Here is a 15,209-nt window from a genome sequence, read left to right as displayed (position 1 = left end):
CACAGGGAGATTAAGGGTATTGCCTTCTATTTGTTTATCGGTTGCTCCAACTAAAAAAATTAATAAAATCCAATGGATGAGCATCAGAACTGGAAAACACAAAAAGGCTGCTCCACGACGGAGCAACCTTTGGTGATATATCCTATATTTATCCTTTAATCTTGGCAGCCAGAATCATCGTACCGCGCGGCTCATCTCCCATTGCATCCGGTTCAAGCGTGATGGCAACCGTATCATAGTCGTTGGCCGAATCCAATGTGTAATATACCGCTCCCGTTCCGTCACGACTAAGGAAAGTACCCGCATTCTGAGGGGTATCTCCTTTGATCAACCAGACCTGAAAGGCCTCGTTGCCTTCCAGGTTCGGTAGGTTCTCAGCCTGCACAACCAGGTGAGTGCCTTTGCTGTCAATAACGATGGTTGCGAGACCCTGAGCTACAATGTCCTGCGTTGCAGGATTCAGCTTCACTGCCTCGCCAGTCTGCATGCCCTGTGCAGGTTCCAGAGCTGATGCCAGCTGCTCTTGCAGCTGTGCATTCTGCGCCTGTGCCTGCACCAGTTGCTCTTGCGTAGCCGACGAGCCCGCCGCTTGCTGCGTCAGCGAGTCGATCTGGCTCCGCAACTGCGCCGTGTACACGCCCAGTAACAGTGCCGCGGCCGCAAGGCCGGCACTGGCTATGCGCCAGGCGCTGCTGCTGCGCGCACGCGCGCGCGCTTGTGGCTGCCATGGCTGTGCCTGGGCAGCCTCTTCCACCCGGGCCGCAGGCACCACCGTTACCGGCGGCAAGCCTGGCCCGGGCTGCGCCGCACGTTTGTGCTGCGGCGCAAGATCCTCCTGAAGCACCACGGGTGCTTCAGGCTCTGCAGGAGTAGCCGCTGGCTTCGCCTCGGCGCTCTCCTGCCCATGTCCGAGCACGTTGCCCAGCACACGTGCTCGCATGCCTTGCGGCGGTGCTACAGGTTCCGCCGCAAGTGGCAGGAAGCCAGTCACTTCCTGCAATTCCCTTACCTCCTGGCGGCAAGGTTCGCAAGTTGCCATATGCGCTTCAAACGCCGCCACTTCCTCTGCTTCCAGTCCGCCCAGCACATACATCGGTGCCAGATCAGACCACTCCTCATGTCGTTCTATCATGGATGTATGCCCTCCCTTCCCGCGTCCGGATGCAATTCAGCATCGGCCAGCAACTTTTGGAGCTGTCGCATGGCAAGCCTGACACGGCTCTTTACTGTACCCAGCGGAATCCCGAATTGGCTGGATACTTCCTGCTGGGTTAATCCCGCATAATAAATCGATTCTATAACTTGTTGCTGATCACCGTTTAATTGGGACAACGCCTCTTTAATCCGGGTACCTTCCCATTTACGCTGCACTTCTTCTTCCGTGTTCGTATGTTCATCGGCATAGGCCGCCAGTGTCTCGTGTTCAACTGAAGTAGTCGCTGCCCCTTTTGATTTCCGCCTCAGCATGTCCACTGCAATGTTACGCGTAATCGCAAACATCCATGTGGTCAGCTTCCCCTGTGAGGCATCGTAACGCTCAGCATTATTCCAGACCCGCATAAAAAGTTCCTGAACGGTCTCTTCTGCCGTCATGGGATCACCAACGATCCGGTAGGCAAAAGAATACACCGCTCGCTCATAACGGTCATATAAAAGCTCCAGTGCGGAGGCATCACGTTCCGCGATCTGCCGCATTAACCTGCTGTCCTCCATCGATTCAGTCATGCGAGGGCCCCTTTCTGTTTCTTCCCTCTTATTATAACCTACGCAGAATCTTTTGAAGAGGATTACCCCTATGAAGAAATAGTTTGAAAAATTTTCTGTATCTTTTCAAACTAACCTTTCACTTTCCAACTTAAAAGCAGTCCGAAAACATGCTGCTCTGGTCACGCTTTCCTTTTTATTGCAGATAATTACAACCTGTGGTATACTATAAGAGTTGTAGTAAACAACCTCATATGATTTCTGTCTTCTTTAAACCCCGGAATATTTTCTTCATGCTGCGACCGCAGCGAACTATAAGCACAATTAACCTATGAAGATTGAAGAACCTGAATCACAATAACCCGGTAGTACAGAGTTTCACAAGATGTTCCCATTCACACTGGCGCGGTCATCGGAGCCGCAAGGACAAAAGAGAGGTAGGGCTTTTGTTGTTTTGGATATCACTTATTCTTGAGAAGATTGAAAACATACACAAAGCACCCGGAATTGGGTTCCGGGTGTTTATCCATGTCTACATATCCAATTTAGTAACATCTACAGACTGTCGGACACCTTCCTTCATTGAGAAAAGTCCTCCTTCCACTTTCCAGACTAACCAGATAAATTCGTCTCTGCTTTTAAAACTTTTCCATTCTCCCACTGACTGCACTCCTCGATACTTACTTCTTACTTCTTACTTCTTACTTCTTACTTCTTACTTCTTACTTCTTACTTCTTACTTCTTACTTCTTACTTCTTACTTCTTACTTCTTACTTCTTACTTTTCCAATTGTGCAAATAACCCCGGCTTATAAAGCAAATGTTTACGCTCACCAGACGCTAACGAATCCTGCACACCTTATATTGGGGATTTCTGTGCTATGTAAAATCTAACGAATCTCAGCCACGTTAATCCATGTCACTTCATGAATATAAGCTCCAAACATGCCCAAATTGAGGAAATAAGACGTCTACGATTCGTTAAACTTTTGAAATGGCAAAAATGCATGGAATAGCGTCTGTGGAGTTCGTTAAAGAAAGTAATCCCAACGCTCCTTCACTTCTAAATAAAAAAGGGACACCGCAGGATGGAATCCTACGCTGTCCCGCTCTGAATCATAGGTACGTTATGCCCCAACATGGAACTCAGACTCGGAGTTTATTTAGAGCACCCAACGCAACGATCTACGATCAGCAAAGTCTCCTTGCACTCCCAAAGACTTAGATAAACATCGTTTTGGAGATGATGACCAGCAAGATGAACAGTACAAGGATCGTACCCATGGAACCCCAGCTTCCGCCGCCATGACCATAGGATACTCCACAACCCTGTTGATAACCGTGCATCATTGGAGCCTGATTGGCATGGTGTCCGTATCCATAGCCATATCCCATTGGCATTGTTCCACAACCATATCCATACCCATGCATTTCATGACCTGTGTATTGGTATCCTTGCATATGCTCATAACCTCCCATATGTCCGTATACGTGTCCCTGTCCGTTCGGTGAATTCGGTTTTACTTCGCTCATTGTTCATTCCTCCTTAACATTTGCCTACACCCCTAAGCTATGTATTCAGCCTACCTCTGGACCGGGCTATCGCCCTCATTTTGACAAAATGGGCGTTTAGCCATGAGGAACCTTCCCCATTTTCGAAGCATACTCCGCCCTTCCATTTCTTGAATTCCACCAATTCTTCCGTTCAACCACAAGCTATCTTATCTGCCTGGCTCTCCACCATGCTTGTCCTCTAGAAAAAAAACCCCACCGGTTGCCCGGCAGAGCTCGCCATATTATACCCAGAAAGATTTAGTGATGATTACGAGGAGAATGAACAGAACCAGGATTGCTCCGGTCGATGTCCAGCCGCCGTATCCTACGCCTTCAACTACGTTGCTCATGCAGAACCCTCCTTTACAAATATATTAGGGTCCAAGCGGTTTATTAGATCAAGAATGCTTTAGAGATGATGACCAACAAGATAAAGAGAACCAAGATCGCGCCAGTCGATGTCCATGCGCCGCCGTATCCACCTACTACTCCACTCATGTAAACCCCTCCTTTGATTTGAGGTACAGTTCACTATATGCACCAATCACACATGGGACCGGGCTCAGGTCGAAAATGGGCTGTTTTTTTCCACAATTTCACCTACACAAAGGGTTAGTTCTTAAGTCGGAATGTTATGTTCAAATATGTTTAAGTCATAAATAAATCACACGGTTATATCAACCAAATGTATGTACTATCACTCAAAATGGATACCCATACGGTATATTATTAGCTTTTAACTTGTTAAATACAGATAAATTATCTTTTTAGTAATTATGAATACTGAAATCCTTATTTATGTTATTATTTTACTAATAAAATAGAAAGGAGTTTCCATGCCCACCACCTAAACCAGATTATCCCAAACGAAATGATGACCTTAGAAAAGAACCCAACCGATGGGAAGCACATTAGGAGAAATTAGACATAATGAAGAAACTTATTACGATTTTGGCATTAGCCACATTGCTTACTGCTTGTGGTAATTCAGAAACAAACACAACAACCAATAGCCAAACGTCCGAAGCATCCAAGGCAACTGAAACTGTCTCAACAGAAGCAAAAGCTACGAAATACACTACATATAGTGGAGAAGGATTTTCTTTTGCATATCCTGAATCCTGGAAAAGCGTAGATACAAGTCAAATGAATGCTCCATCCATTAAAGCTGCTTTTTCAGACCAATCTTCATCAGTCACATTTGCAGATAATATGAATCTGACGATTGAGGCCAGCTCAACCGGTTCAATTAATCCTGAAGAATACGCCAATAATATAGTGGATTATTACACACAAAGCGGTTCAAGCATCGGCATTTCCGATTATAAAAAAACCAGCTACACAAACAAGCCTTATAAAGAATATAGCGCTGGTGTCTTGGAAGGAGCCTATAAACATTCCTCGGGTACAGATGTTATCCTTGTGCAGTATCTGATTCCGACCAATACAGAACTCTATACCATGACGTTAACCTACGCCAAGGATACTTATAATCAGGATGAGATCAAAGATATCCTTGATTCCCTAAGCATTACTGCTCCTCTGGAGCAAACAGCACCAACTGCAACGACTGGAAATTCATCTGTTACGGCATCAGCTGCGGATTTCTTTAATGAGTTAACTCCGTACATTACAGAAGACACAGCCTTTATGGAGCAGGCATCTTATGATTTCTTTGGTAAACATAACGATGTATTCCCGGCCATTACGACAGAACTAAGCAAAAAGGTACAGGGGCTCGTTGACTCCAATGTAACGACCCGTCATCTGAATAAAAATGTAGCCAACTATTACAATACTTTCGTACAAATTAACGGGGAAGTCATTTCCGTTGAAGAAGATAGCTCTCTCGGAGCAACCTTCTCTATCGTTCATGTCATGGATGAGAACGGAAACGATATTATAGCGCTGTACCCTGCAACGACTGGAGATCTGCTTGACGGTGATTATGCCACTGTTATCGGTGCGCCAATTACCAACTTCTCTTTTGAAAATGTTGGCGGTGGTTACACCAACGCCACTTTGATTGGAGCCTCATTGGTAGTGGCAGATTAATTAAAATGTTAAATGAGTATACAAAAAGACCAGCTTAATGAACGTTAAGCTGGTCTTTTTGTCTTTCAGTTTATAGATGTCAGAAATTCACGTTAACTATAAACCATTAATTAGGTCTTGCCTGAAGTGACGTCAGTTTATCCTGAACCGATTGTAACTTCTGTATACTTGAGGCATCCGGTTTATCACGACGGTCGTCAATTTTGACGGATGTGGAAACACGCTGAGCTCCTGACAAAAACGGCGCTTCATGCAGAGCCGCAATTGCTGTAAAGATCTCGTTAAGCGGTCCCTCAATAATGGTGCTCATGGAAGTTAACTGATATGTAATGCCCCGTTGATGTTCCAATACCTTTTGCATGTCCGCCACATAACTGCTTAGACTGGTTGTACCCGTTCCAATTGGAATTACAGTCACTTCTGCTATTGCCATTTTGCTCCGCCTCCTCTGGGCCCCGTGAACAACCGCTGCCGCTAATTTTAGTCGATTTTTGACTGTTTTTATTCTACCAGTTGAATGCGTTACAATTCAAACTGACGTGAAGACGTCATTCAAATTGGTCAAAAATTTTTTTTGATAAATCTTCAAATCTTCCAGTCCTTTTCCTTTGCGGATTCCTGGCTTAAATGGTATACTCGGAATTACGTTTTACTGTATCGGCCCACTTTACAAACACAATATGTTGGGTTACAGTATGTTGACAGCTACAAAATGTAGTAACACTAGATTTCTCCCCTTCTATTAGTCACCTTCTGCATTCTCGCGAAAAACAGGATGAAATCACCTCCAAAGGCACGTCCCTGTAGGTGTAAATCGCTTTCTCGAAACAGAGTTGACATGGAGGTTAACGGGGCTGTTTGGACTGCATCCGGTATCCTCAAACTACAGGCACATCTGCAATAGACCAAAGCTTACATAAGCACCCTTTTCTGTCGATATCCAGAACTTCTAAGACAGTAAGGAAGCCAGAGCATCCATGGGCATTTTCAGCCGCGAGGCGGGAGAATGCTTTTTATATGAGCATGTTCTGAATTGTGCTGTTTTGTGCTCCTCAAGTTGAGCGATTTAAGACATGAACTTGTCACCGCCGTTTCAGTCTGCCAAAAGCAACCTTTACCTTTTTCTCACCGTAAGACAACACTCAATTCTTTATATAAAGAATTTCTCCAATTTATATCTTTAACATGCGAAAGCGAGGAATATTCATGCCACAAGTTGTGACCAAGCCGAACAACCGCCAGCTTGCCTTTGATGATATGCGCATCTCGGTATATGCCGACCGTACTCTGGAAGGACTGGAAATGCTGGACAAGGAACGTCTGGTACGTGGGGTAAACAGCAAGCTCCGCCGTGATGAAGTTACCGGAGACGAAATCAGCAACGCTTTTATCATGAGCGCACTGGAACTGGTAACTAAAGAGGAGCCTAATTGGAAATTTGCAGCGGCGCGCTCCCTGCTCACTTCCCTTTACAAAAAAGCGGCTACCAACCGCAGATACAAGTCTTACCCGGACGAGCCTTATGGCGCATTCCACCCTCTTCTTGTAGATCTCGTGAAGAAAGGGATCTACCGCGAAGAATTGCTGGAATGTTACACCAAAGAACAGATCGACGAACTTGCTGAGTGCATTGACTACCGCAACGATCTGCTCTTCGATTACATCGGCTTGCTCACACTGGCAGAACGTTACCTCGCACACGATTTTGATGGAAAAGTAATGGAATTGCCACAAGAGCGTTATATGGTTATCGCCATGTTCCTAATGCATCAGGAGCCTGCCGAGAAACGTATGGATCTCGTCAAGGAAGCATACTGGGCAATGAGCAACATGTACATGACCGCAGCTACTCCTACGATGTCCAATGCAGGTAAAAAAGTAGCCGGTCAGCTCTCCAGCTGCTTCATTGATACGGTGGACGACTCACTCGAAGGTATCTTCGATTCCAACACGGATGTAGCTCGTCTAAGCAAAATGGGTGGCGGCATCGGCGTTTACCTCGGCAAAGTCAGAGCTCGTGGTTCGGATATCCGTGGTCACCAAAATACAAGTTCCGGTGTAATCCCTTGGATTCGCCAACTAAACAATACAGCGGTCAGCGTAGACCAGCTCGGTACGCGTAAAGGTGCCATTGCCGTGTACCTGGACGTTTTCCACAAAGACATTCTGGCCTTCCTCGATCTGAAGCTGAACAACGGTGACGAGCGTATGCGTGCGCATGACGTATTCCACGGCATCTGTCTGCCTGACTTGTTCATGGAGCGGGTATCCACTCGCGGCGAATGGAGCCTGTTCTGTCCGCACGAAACAAAGAAAGTGATGGGCTGGAAGGACGAGAATGGTCGTGCACTCGGACTGGAAGATTTCTATGATGAGTCCTTTGGTGAAGGCGCGTTCCGTGATAAATACGAAGAAGCGGTGAATCACCCACTGCTGTCCCGGATTACAGTACAGGCGATTGACATCATGAAGCGTGTACTGAAATCCCAACTGGAGACAGGTACGCCATACATGTTCTACCGCGATACGGTTAACCGCTCGAATCCTAACCGTGCACACGGTATGGTATACTCCTCCAACCTGTGTACCGAAATTATGCAGAACCAGTCTGCCACTGTAATTGAAAAGGAAGAACTCGTAACCAAGGATGGACAAACTCGCATCGTGATTTCCAAAGTGCCTGGCGACTTTGTTGTCTGCAACCTGAACTCCATCCATCTGGCACGTGCTATACCTCATAATGTATTGGAGCGTCTCGTTCCAATTCAGGTGCGCATGCTGGACAACGTTATCGACATTAACAACATTGAAGTGTTGCAAGCCCAATATACCAACAGCCAATATCGCGCAGTCGGTCTGGGAACGTTTGGACTTCACCACCTGCTTGCTCTCGAAGGCATTCATTGGGAGTCTGACGAAGCTGTAACGTATAACGATAATCTGTATGAAAAAATTAACTACCTGCTCGTGAAATCCAGTATGGAGCTGTCCAAAGAAAAGGGACATTATCCGAAATTCAAAGGTTCCGATTGGGAAAGTGGTCATTACTTCGACCAACGCGAGTACACATCAGGTGAGCGCGTAGGCGAGTTCGTGACAACCGAACAGTGGAAAGAACTTCAAGCCGAAGTACGACAAAACGGTGTACGTAATGCCTGGTTGTTCGCCATTGCACCTAATGGTTCCACGTCCATTATTGCCGGTTCAACGGCTAGTATTGATCCGCTCTATGAGCTGTTATCTTATGAAGAGAAAACAACTTACAAAATTGCCAATCCGGCTCCGGATCTGTCCGAAAAAACAAGCCCTTATTACCAAACAGCGTTCCAGGTGGACCAACATGCTTCCATTAATATGGCGGCTGCCCGTCAGCGCCACGTCGATCAGGGACAAAGTTTCAACTTCTACGTTCGACCAGATATTAAAGCAACAGAATTCCTGGAATTGCATCTGCACGCCTGGAGAGCCGGCATGAAATCAACCTATTATGTTCGTAGCCGTGCATTAACGATTGAAGAATCTTGATTTTTACGCAATTTACGCTTTATCCATGATAGAGAAGATTTACTAGATTCGAGGTGACCACCAGGGCATCCTGTTTTGATTGCAAAATGGCGTTGCCCTGGTTCTTTTTTGCCTAAAACACGATCACAGCATCGCAAGATGTTGATATAGATGATTTCCCAAAGTTCTGTCGGCAGAACATTATGAAATTTCAAGGAGTGAACGGAACAATGCAAGTACAGAAAATTTTTAACACCGAAGCCCCTAACCAATCAACCCGTATTATTGAAGGTGAATGCTCCGGTATCCTGAACTGGAACGACATTCGTATGCCTCATATGTACAAATTGTACAAAGTACTGCTGCTTAACCACTGGATCGCAGACGAGATTCCAATGTCCAAAGATGCTTCCCAGTTTGCTCAACTGGACGAGGAAGAGCAACGTACGTTTAAAATCAACATCTCTCTGCTCGCGGTACTTGATTCCATGCAGACGATGTTTGTTGGTGATGTAAAACGTTACTTTACCGATTCTTCACTCGAAGCGATCTCGGCCATTATCGGACAACAGGAAGTCGTTCATAACCAATCCTACTCCTACGTCCTGTCTTCGATCGTATCTGATCGAGAGCAAAAGGAAATTTTTGAATACTGGAAACATGATCCAGTCCTTCTTGACCGTAACCGTTTCATCGCAGACATTTACCAAACATTCCGTGACGAGCCGTCTCCACAGACGTTCTTCCAAGCTATGGTAGCTGATCTGGTACTTGAAGGTATCTTCTTCTATAGTACGTTTGCCTTCTTCTACAATCTGGCCCGTGACCAGAAAATGATGGCAACCAGCCAGATGATCTCGTATATCCAGCGGGATGAAAACCAACACTGTTACTTCTTCGCTGAAGTGTACAAACAGTTGCTGGTGGACTTCCCTGAACTAAACACACCTGAGAACATGGACTACGTATACACAACCATCCATCGTGCTGTTGAGCTTGAAACCAACTGGGCACATTACACACTCAGCAACGTGCGCGGTATTGACCTGAACGAGTTGGAAGATTACATCAAGTACATCGCCAACAAACGTCTGCGTCTGATGGGTATGGAGAAAGCATATGAAGGTGTGGATGTAAACTGCATGCCTTGGATCAAACCATTCTCCGATGAAGCACTGAATGCAACCAAAACCGACTTCTTTGAAGCTAAATCCCGTAACTACGGTAAAGTTGGCGACGATAACGGATTTGACGATTTGTAAAATCTTCTGATCGAGTATTTACTACTTGAGTATATCCGGTATAAATAAACACAAATTAAAGCACTCCCTTTGATAGAATGCCTTCATGGCTATCTGCATGCGGGAGTGTTTTTTTGTCTCTTAACCTTGTAAGATAGTTTTGAAAGAGATTCATACCCCTCCTACGGAAGTGAGGCCTATTCATGGAAAGAGAACTGCTGGAACAAATTAACTTGTGGCATGAGCAGGACCAATTCAGTCTCATTATTGAACATATTGAACGAATCCCCGTCTCAGAGCGGGATTATGATCTGATTGGTCAACTCGCCAGAGCCTATAACAATGACGCACGTTACCGCGAAGCCATTCAACATTTGTTGTCTGTCCAGGAGCAAGGGGTAAGCGACCCGCTCTGGCAATACCGTTTGGGTTATGCATACTGTCATATAGCGAATTATGAACAGGCATTACTGGCTTTTGAGAGAGCTGATGAACTTCTGCCCCATGATGAATCTACCCTTGAATTCCTTCGCGAGATTCGTCCCGAAGCGGACAAGATGCGTCAAGATCGCCAGCGTCATGAAGAGGAACTTGCCGCATTCGAGCAGAGCGGTATACAGAACCATCTAAGAGCCGCTTCAGGGACTTATGATCCCGCAACGTTCTGGGTACAGAGTGATTATGCGCAGGACAATCATGTATCAGAACCTTTTGATGAAGAAGAGATTGTGTCTATTGAGAAGGAATTGGGTTACAAGCTGCCCGCTTCCTATATTCAACTGATGAATACGCAAAACGGCGGTATCCCTGCGCTCACTGTATTTCCCACCAAAGAAGCGACTTCCTGGGCTGAGGATCACATTGCCATTTCAAGCATTATGGGAATTGGGCACGATAAAATATACGCACTCGCTGGTGAGCTGGGAAGTCGGTTCATGATCGAGGATTGGGGATACCCCGACCTGGGGATTGTGATCTGTGATTGTCCATCCGCTGGTCATGATGTTGTTATGCTGGATTATCGCTTCTGTGGCCCTGAAGGTGAACCCTGTGTAGTTCATGTCGATCAGGAAAATGATTATGAGATTACATATCTTGCGCCGAATTTTGAAGCTTTCATCCGTGGATTGGTCGATGAGGATACGTATGACCTGTCTGACGAAGAGAATGAGGACTAACACCCAGGAGGGTCTGGCCATATGACAACCCGTATATATTTTGGTTCCAATCAACTTGGCGAAGTGGCCGCAGTTTTATTACAGGATGCGCTGAATGAGCTTGACCTGGGAACTCTTGAAGATTATCGACGAACGGATAAAGGTGTTATGGGTCAGACACTGCTCATTCGCTCTTCTCGTGGAGAGTATATTCTAAAAGGCAATCCTTTATATGCAGGACAGTTACAGGAAGAAAAGTTCTTTGTAGAACAACTGGCAAAACATACGTCCATTCCTGTCCCTGATCCATATTTATTACATGAAGATACCCATCTGCTAGGCTGGAGTTATGCCATAATGCCACGCCTGCCCGGGAATCACCTGTATGATCCAGCATTCCAGGCTTCACTGTCACAGCAAGATCAGGAAGAGATCGCCTGTATGTTTGCCCATACTTTGGCTGAACTGCACCGCTGGAAGGTGCCTGATGCCGGGGAATATGATCCTGTAGCACAGCAGATTGTTTCCTTTGCAGGCGATTATCTGGACTGGTTGTACGGAACCATTCGTCACTGGTTACATGATGCTGAACAGTACTCGGTGATTACGGATGAAGATGTTCAATGGGTGGACGAGCAATTCAAGAATGCTGAACCGGCATTTCGGTCCAGAGCTGTTCCGTGTTTTGTTATGGGAGACTTCAAGGTCGAGAATATTCTGATACAAAATCTGGACGACCGTTCTTCAGGGTGGCAGATTAGTGGTCTGTTCGATTTTACAACGGCCTATTTCGGAGACGGTACAGCCGACCTAACCAAAATATCCACCAGGTATGTTCGTGAGGGTCAACCAGAACTGGCCGCACAGTTCCTTCGCTGCTACCGGGATCTGGTCTGTGCAGCAGATGCGGAGAAATGCCAACACTTCCGCACACGTCTCCGCATGCATCTGCTCTATCAACGTATCTTGTGGTGGGGGGAAGCCAACGCCACAGGACAAGTGACTTGGGCAGCCGACCTGCCTTTTGCACAGTGGGCGCAGCAGTCCATTAATTCGATTGTCGCATTGTTAGATTAGTAGATTAGTTAGTAGATTTGGACAGGTCGCTCAATGGATAGCGGCCTTCCAAACTAACGTATGTATCGTTCCATACATAGAGCCCAACATGCGGGCGCACGTATAAAACCGCCAGAGATCATCCTTGATCTTTGGCGGTTTTCCTCATCTCACTATATTTAAGTCAACGATGGAATCTCTCAACTTAAGCTTGTGCAACGGGTGACTCCTGATGTTTCTGCAAAAACTCCAGCATCCGGCGGTACACAAGAATCTCGTTTGTTTTCCTGGAGAAGCCATGACCTTCATCATCCAAAACGATGTATTCCACATCAAGTCCCTTCGACTGGAGCGCGGCCACGATCTGATCGGATTCGGCCTTCACGACCCTTGGATCATTAGCACCCTGAATGACCAACATTGGGTTCACCATCTGATCGAGATACGTTATCGGTGAATCCTTCGTTAAACGTTCGCGGTCACGGACCGGATCACCCAGCCAGTTATCCATCATCGGCTTCCAGTCTTCCGGCACGGATTCCAGGAATGTGAACAAGTTGCTCGGCCCAAAAATATCAACCGCAGCCCTGAACAGCTCTGGATGGCGCCCTGCTAGTAGTAGGGTCATGTATCCACCGTAACTTCCACCCACCACAAACAACCGCTCTGGCGAGGTAATTCCTTGATCAAATAGCCAGTTGATTCCGGCAACACAGTCCAGCCTTGGGCCTTCGCCCCAATCCCGCTCAACCAATTTAACGAATTCCGCACCATACCCGGTACTGCCCCGGAAGTTAGGTGCAAAGATATGATAGCCCTGAGCGAGCATCATCTGGAACATCGGCCGAAAAAACTTTGCTTCGGAAGATTGCGGCCCACCATGAGGCCAAAATACGGTGTAACCATTGGCCTGCTCTGGTTTTGCTTTGAACAAGAGAGCTTCGATCTCCAGTCCGTCGTAGGAGTTATACCGAATAACGTCAGGGTACACAAGATCACTTGGGTCCAGTCCGGTTACCCGATTGGCAGTCAGCGGCTCCCAGGACTCAGCACCTGCTATTTTGCGATAAATGTTATGCGGTTGGATCGCTCCACGTCCGAGGATATACACATTGCCAGCCTTTGTAACGTTCACCTGCTCTATCGTATCCAGCGGCATCTCTATGCGCCGAGGCTCATCGGCATTTTTGCCCAATACGTACATACGATTCTCCGGCCCTGTAAGTGTCCAGAAATATAAGGTCTCGGAAGCCTGATGCCAGCGGATGAACTCCACATCTTCCCCTTCGATTCTGCACAATAAGCGGAATTCGCGGGTATCGATACGGTATTCAGCCACATAGGCGTATGCGGAGTCATCATTGGTAATGAGCAGAAGACGATTATCATCTGCAAAAATCAGATCAGATACCTGACTATGGCGTTCTGAGACTGGCAAAATCTCCATTTCCTCATTGTTACGATACAGATGCGCCGTCTGATACGTATTGGAGTACATTTTTAAAATGACATAACTCTTCTCGTCAGGACTTACAGCCACCAGGCTGCTCGTAACCTCTTCTCCACTGTATAACAGTTCATCTTCCCCTGTCTCCAGATCGATGCGGCGTGAATTCAGATAATTCGGATTACCCGCGCTGGTGACATAATAGAGACGCTGTCCATCCTCGGACAACTCAGCGAAATAACAGCGATCATTCGGTTCCGCCGGAACCACGGGCAGTGGAACACCACCCTCGGGTGGGAGTGCATATAGATGATAGTTCTCATCTCCATCCCGATCAAACGCGGTAAGAAGATGACGCCCCTGCGGGTCTGCTTTGATAACTTGACTGCTCTGATTCAAGTACGTTAAAGGATACGGGTATCCTCCAGGCAAATGCATCGCCCAAATATTCGGCTGACCGTTCAGATTGCTGTCCATGAACAAACGTTTCTCGTCTGCCGATACGGCAAAATGTGAAATACGGTACGTCTGAAAATATTGCTCGACATCCGGTTTAGGGAACTGAATCATGACAAACCTCCTTGGAATTGAACCAACGAATTTAACATTGGTAAATTAAGGTACCATTTGTCCATATTATAGGTAATGCCAATGTTTAGACAATAGATATGTAAGATTTAATTACCAATTCCCTCGTAGCTTTGTATATGATTATCCACATTCATCCAGCGTATCAGTGGTATCTCCCTCCCTGTCACGCATAATGATGCGGAGTAGCTTTTGCCCATTTTCAAAGACTGCAGCACATACTTCTGTCCGGCCCATTCCAGCAATTGCTCATGATTTCGTATCGCTTGTATCGTATTTAAATTTCTCCACTGTCCACATAAAGATTGACCTGAAGCCTTGATCCAGGCCTCCTTGCCTGTGAGGACTTTCCACAGCAGGGAAGAAGAATCCTCACCGGAACATATGGCTTCCAGCACATGATCCCGCTCTTCTTCCGTCAGGAAACGTTGGATGATGGCTTTCTCTCGCAGTAGTGGACGTACCCATTCCACATCCACGCCAAGCTCGTTGTTAGTGGATGTAACCGCCAGTACACATAGCCCATTCGTATGCGAAAGGCTGAATTGCGGACCTCCCACGAGATAAGGCTTTCCGGAAGTGCCGTATTCAAATCGAATATCCCTTACCTGAAGCTGCATGTACTGTGCCAGTACTCTTCGCAAGAAAACCCTTGAAATCATCCAGCAATGAGCCTTTAGACGTGAGGTTTTGCTGATTCTGACCATACGTTCATGTTCTTCTGAAGTCATTGCATCGGAGTCCATGGCAGCCGCTGTCTGCAGTTGATCCTCCCTTATGGGCAAAGTCTGTGTCCAAATGTGGACCTCTGGTTCTCCTGAAAACGGCATGGACGTATCATTCCCTTGTGCCCTCATTGCCAGAAGGCTGCTGATTGTTCCGGTTCTGGAATCCATAAGGCCC

13 protein-coding genes are annotated in these 15,209 nt (G+C 46.5%); 5 read left to right on the top strand and 8 right to left on the bottom strand.

Annotated features, from left to right (window positions below; translation table 11 throughout):
• Positions 1–148: 148 nt before the first annotated feature.
• From V6668_RS02900 to V6668_RS02880, 5 genes are all read right to left on the bottom strand, one after another.
• Positions 149–1,132: an anti-sigma factor gene (locus V6668_RS02900; RefSeq protein WP_338707669.1), complete on the bottom strand. Its 984-nt coding sequence runs from the start codon at positions 1,130–1,132 to the stop codon at positions 149–151.
• Positions 1,129–1,725: an RNA polymerase sigma factor gene (locus V6668_RS02895; RefSeq protein ID WP_338707668.1), complete on the bottom strand. Its 597-nt coding sequence runs from the start codon at positions 1,723–1,725 to the stop codon at positions 1,129–1,131. Before V6668_RS02895 ends, V6668_RS02900 begins: the two co-directional genes overlap by 4 nt.
• Positions 1,726–2,925: 1,200 nt before the next feature.
• Positions 2,926–3,237 carry a hypothetical protein gene (locus V6668_RS02890; RefSeq protein WP_017690878.1) on the bottom strand — a complete coding sequence of 104 codons (312 nt, stop codon included), beginning with the start codon at positions 3,235–3,237 and terminating at the stop codon, positions 2,926–2,928.
• Between the two features lie 263 nt (positions 3,238–3,500).
• A complete protein-coding gene (locus V6668_RS02885) occupies positions 3,501–3,608 on the bottom strand; it encodes a hypothetical protein (protein ID WP_017690879.1) in 108 nt (35 codons plus the stop codon).
• 43 nt (positions 3,609–3,651) lie between these two features.
• On the bottom strand, positions 3,652–3,756 hold the full coding sequence (locus V6668_RS02880) for a hypothetical protein (protein WP_017690880.1): 105 nt from the start codon (positions 3,754–3,756) through the stop codon (positions 3,652–3,654).
• A gap of 432 nt (positions 3,757–4,188) precedes the next feature.
• On the opposite strand from V6668_RS02880, the gene V6668_RS02875 reads away from it, so the two are divergent.
• A complete protein-coding gene (locus V6668_RS02875) occupies positions 4,189–5,313 on the top strand; it encodes a PsbP-related protein (protein WP_338707667.1) in 1,125 nt (374 codons plus the stop codon).
• 106 nt (positions 5,314–5,419) lie between these two features.
• On the opposite strand, the gene V6668_RS02870 is transcribed toward V6668_RS02875, so the two are convergent.
• A complete protein-coding gene (locus tag V6668_RS02870; protein ID WP_017690882.1) occupies positions 5,420–5,746 on the bottom strand; it encodes an MTH1187 family thiamine-binding protein in 327 nt (108 codons plus the stop codon).
• Between the two features lie 773 nt (positions 5,747–6,519).
• Between V6668_RS02870 and V6668_RS02865 the strand changes: the two genes are divergently transcribed.
• The 4 genes from V6668_RS02865 to V6668_RS02850 all read left to right on the top strand — a co-directional run bounded on the left by V6668_RS02865 (position 6,520) and on the right by V6668_RS02850 (position 12,292).
• Positions 6,520–8,838: a ribonucleoside-diphosphate reductase subunit alpha gene (locus V6668_RS02865; protein ID WP_338707666.1), complete on the top strand. Its 2,319-nt coding sequence runs from the start codon at positions 6,520–6,522 to the stop codon at positions 8,836–8,838.
• Between the two features lie 209 nt (positions 8,839–9,047).
• A complete protein-coding gene (locus V6668_RS02860; protein ID WP_036607380.1) occupies positions 9,048–10,079 on the top strand; it encodes a ribonucleotide-diphosphate reductase subunit beta in 1,032 nt (343 codons plus the stop codon).
• Positions 10,080–10,261: 182 nt separating this feature from the next.
• On the top strand, positions 10,262–11,236 hold the full coding sequence (locus V6668_RS02855) for an SMI1/KNR4 family protein (RefSeq protein WP_338707665.1): 975 nt from the start codon (positions 10,262–10,264) through the stop codon (positions 11,234–11,236).
• Between the two features lie 21 nt (positions 11,237–11,257).
• Complete coding sequence (locus V6668_RS02850) at positions 11,258–12,292, top strand: aminoglycoside phosphotransferase family protein (RefSeq protein ID WP_338707664.1); 1,035 nt, start codon at positions 11,258–11,260, stop codon at positions 12,290–12,292.
• A 184-nt stretch (positions 12,293–12,476) separates the two neighbouring features.
• Here V6668_RS02850 and V6668_RS02845 read toward each other — a convergent pair whose 3' ends face one another.
• Positions 12,477–14,288: a S9 family peptidase gene (locus V6668_RS02845; protein WP_036672118.1), complete on the bottom strand. Its 1,812-nt coding sequence runs from the start codon at positions 14,286–14,288 to the stop codon at positions 12,477–12,479.
• Positions 14,289–14,395: 107 nt separating this feature from the next.
• Positions 14,396–15,202 carry a 4'-phosphopantetheinyl transferase family protein gene (locus tag V6668_RS02840; RefSeq protein WP_036672121.1) on the bottom strand — a complete coding sequence of 269 codons (807 nt, stop codon included), beginning with the start codon at positions 15,200–15,202 and terminating at the stop codon, positions 14,396–14,398.
• Between the last annotated feature and the right edge of the window lie 7 nt (positions 15,203–15,209).

Source organism: Paenibacillus amylolyticus (assembly GCF_036894225.1).
Taxonomy (GTDB): Bacteria; Bacillota; Bacilli; order Paenibacillales; family Paenibacillaceae; genus Paenibacillus; species Paenibacillus amylolyticus.
Note: the sequence above shows the minus strand (reverse complement) of the source record. Positions and strands in the feature narration are given on the sequence as shown.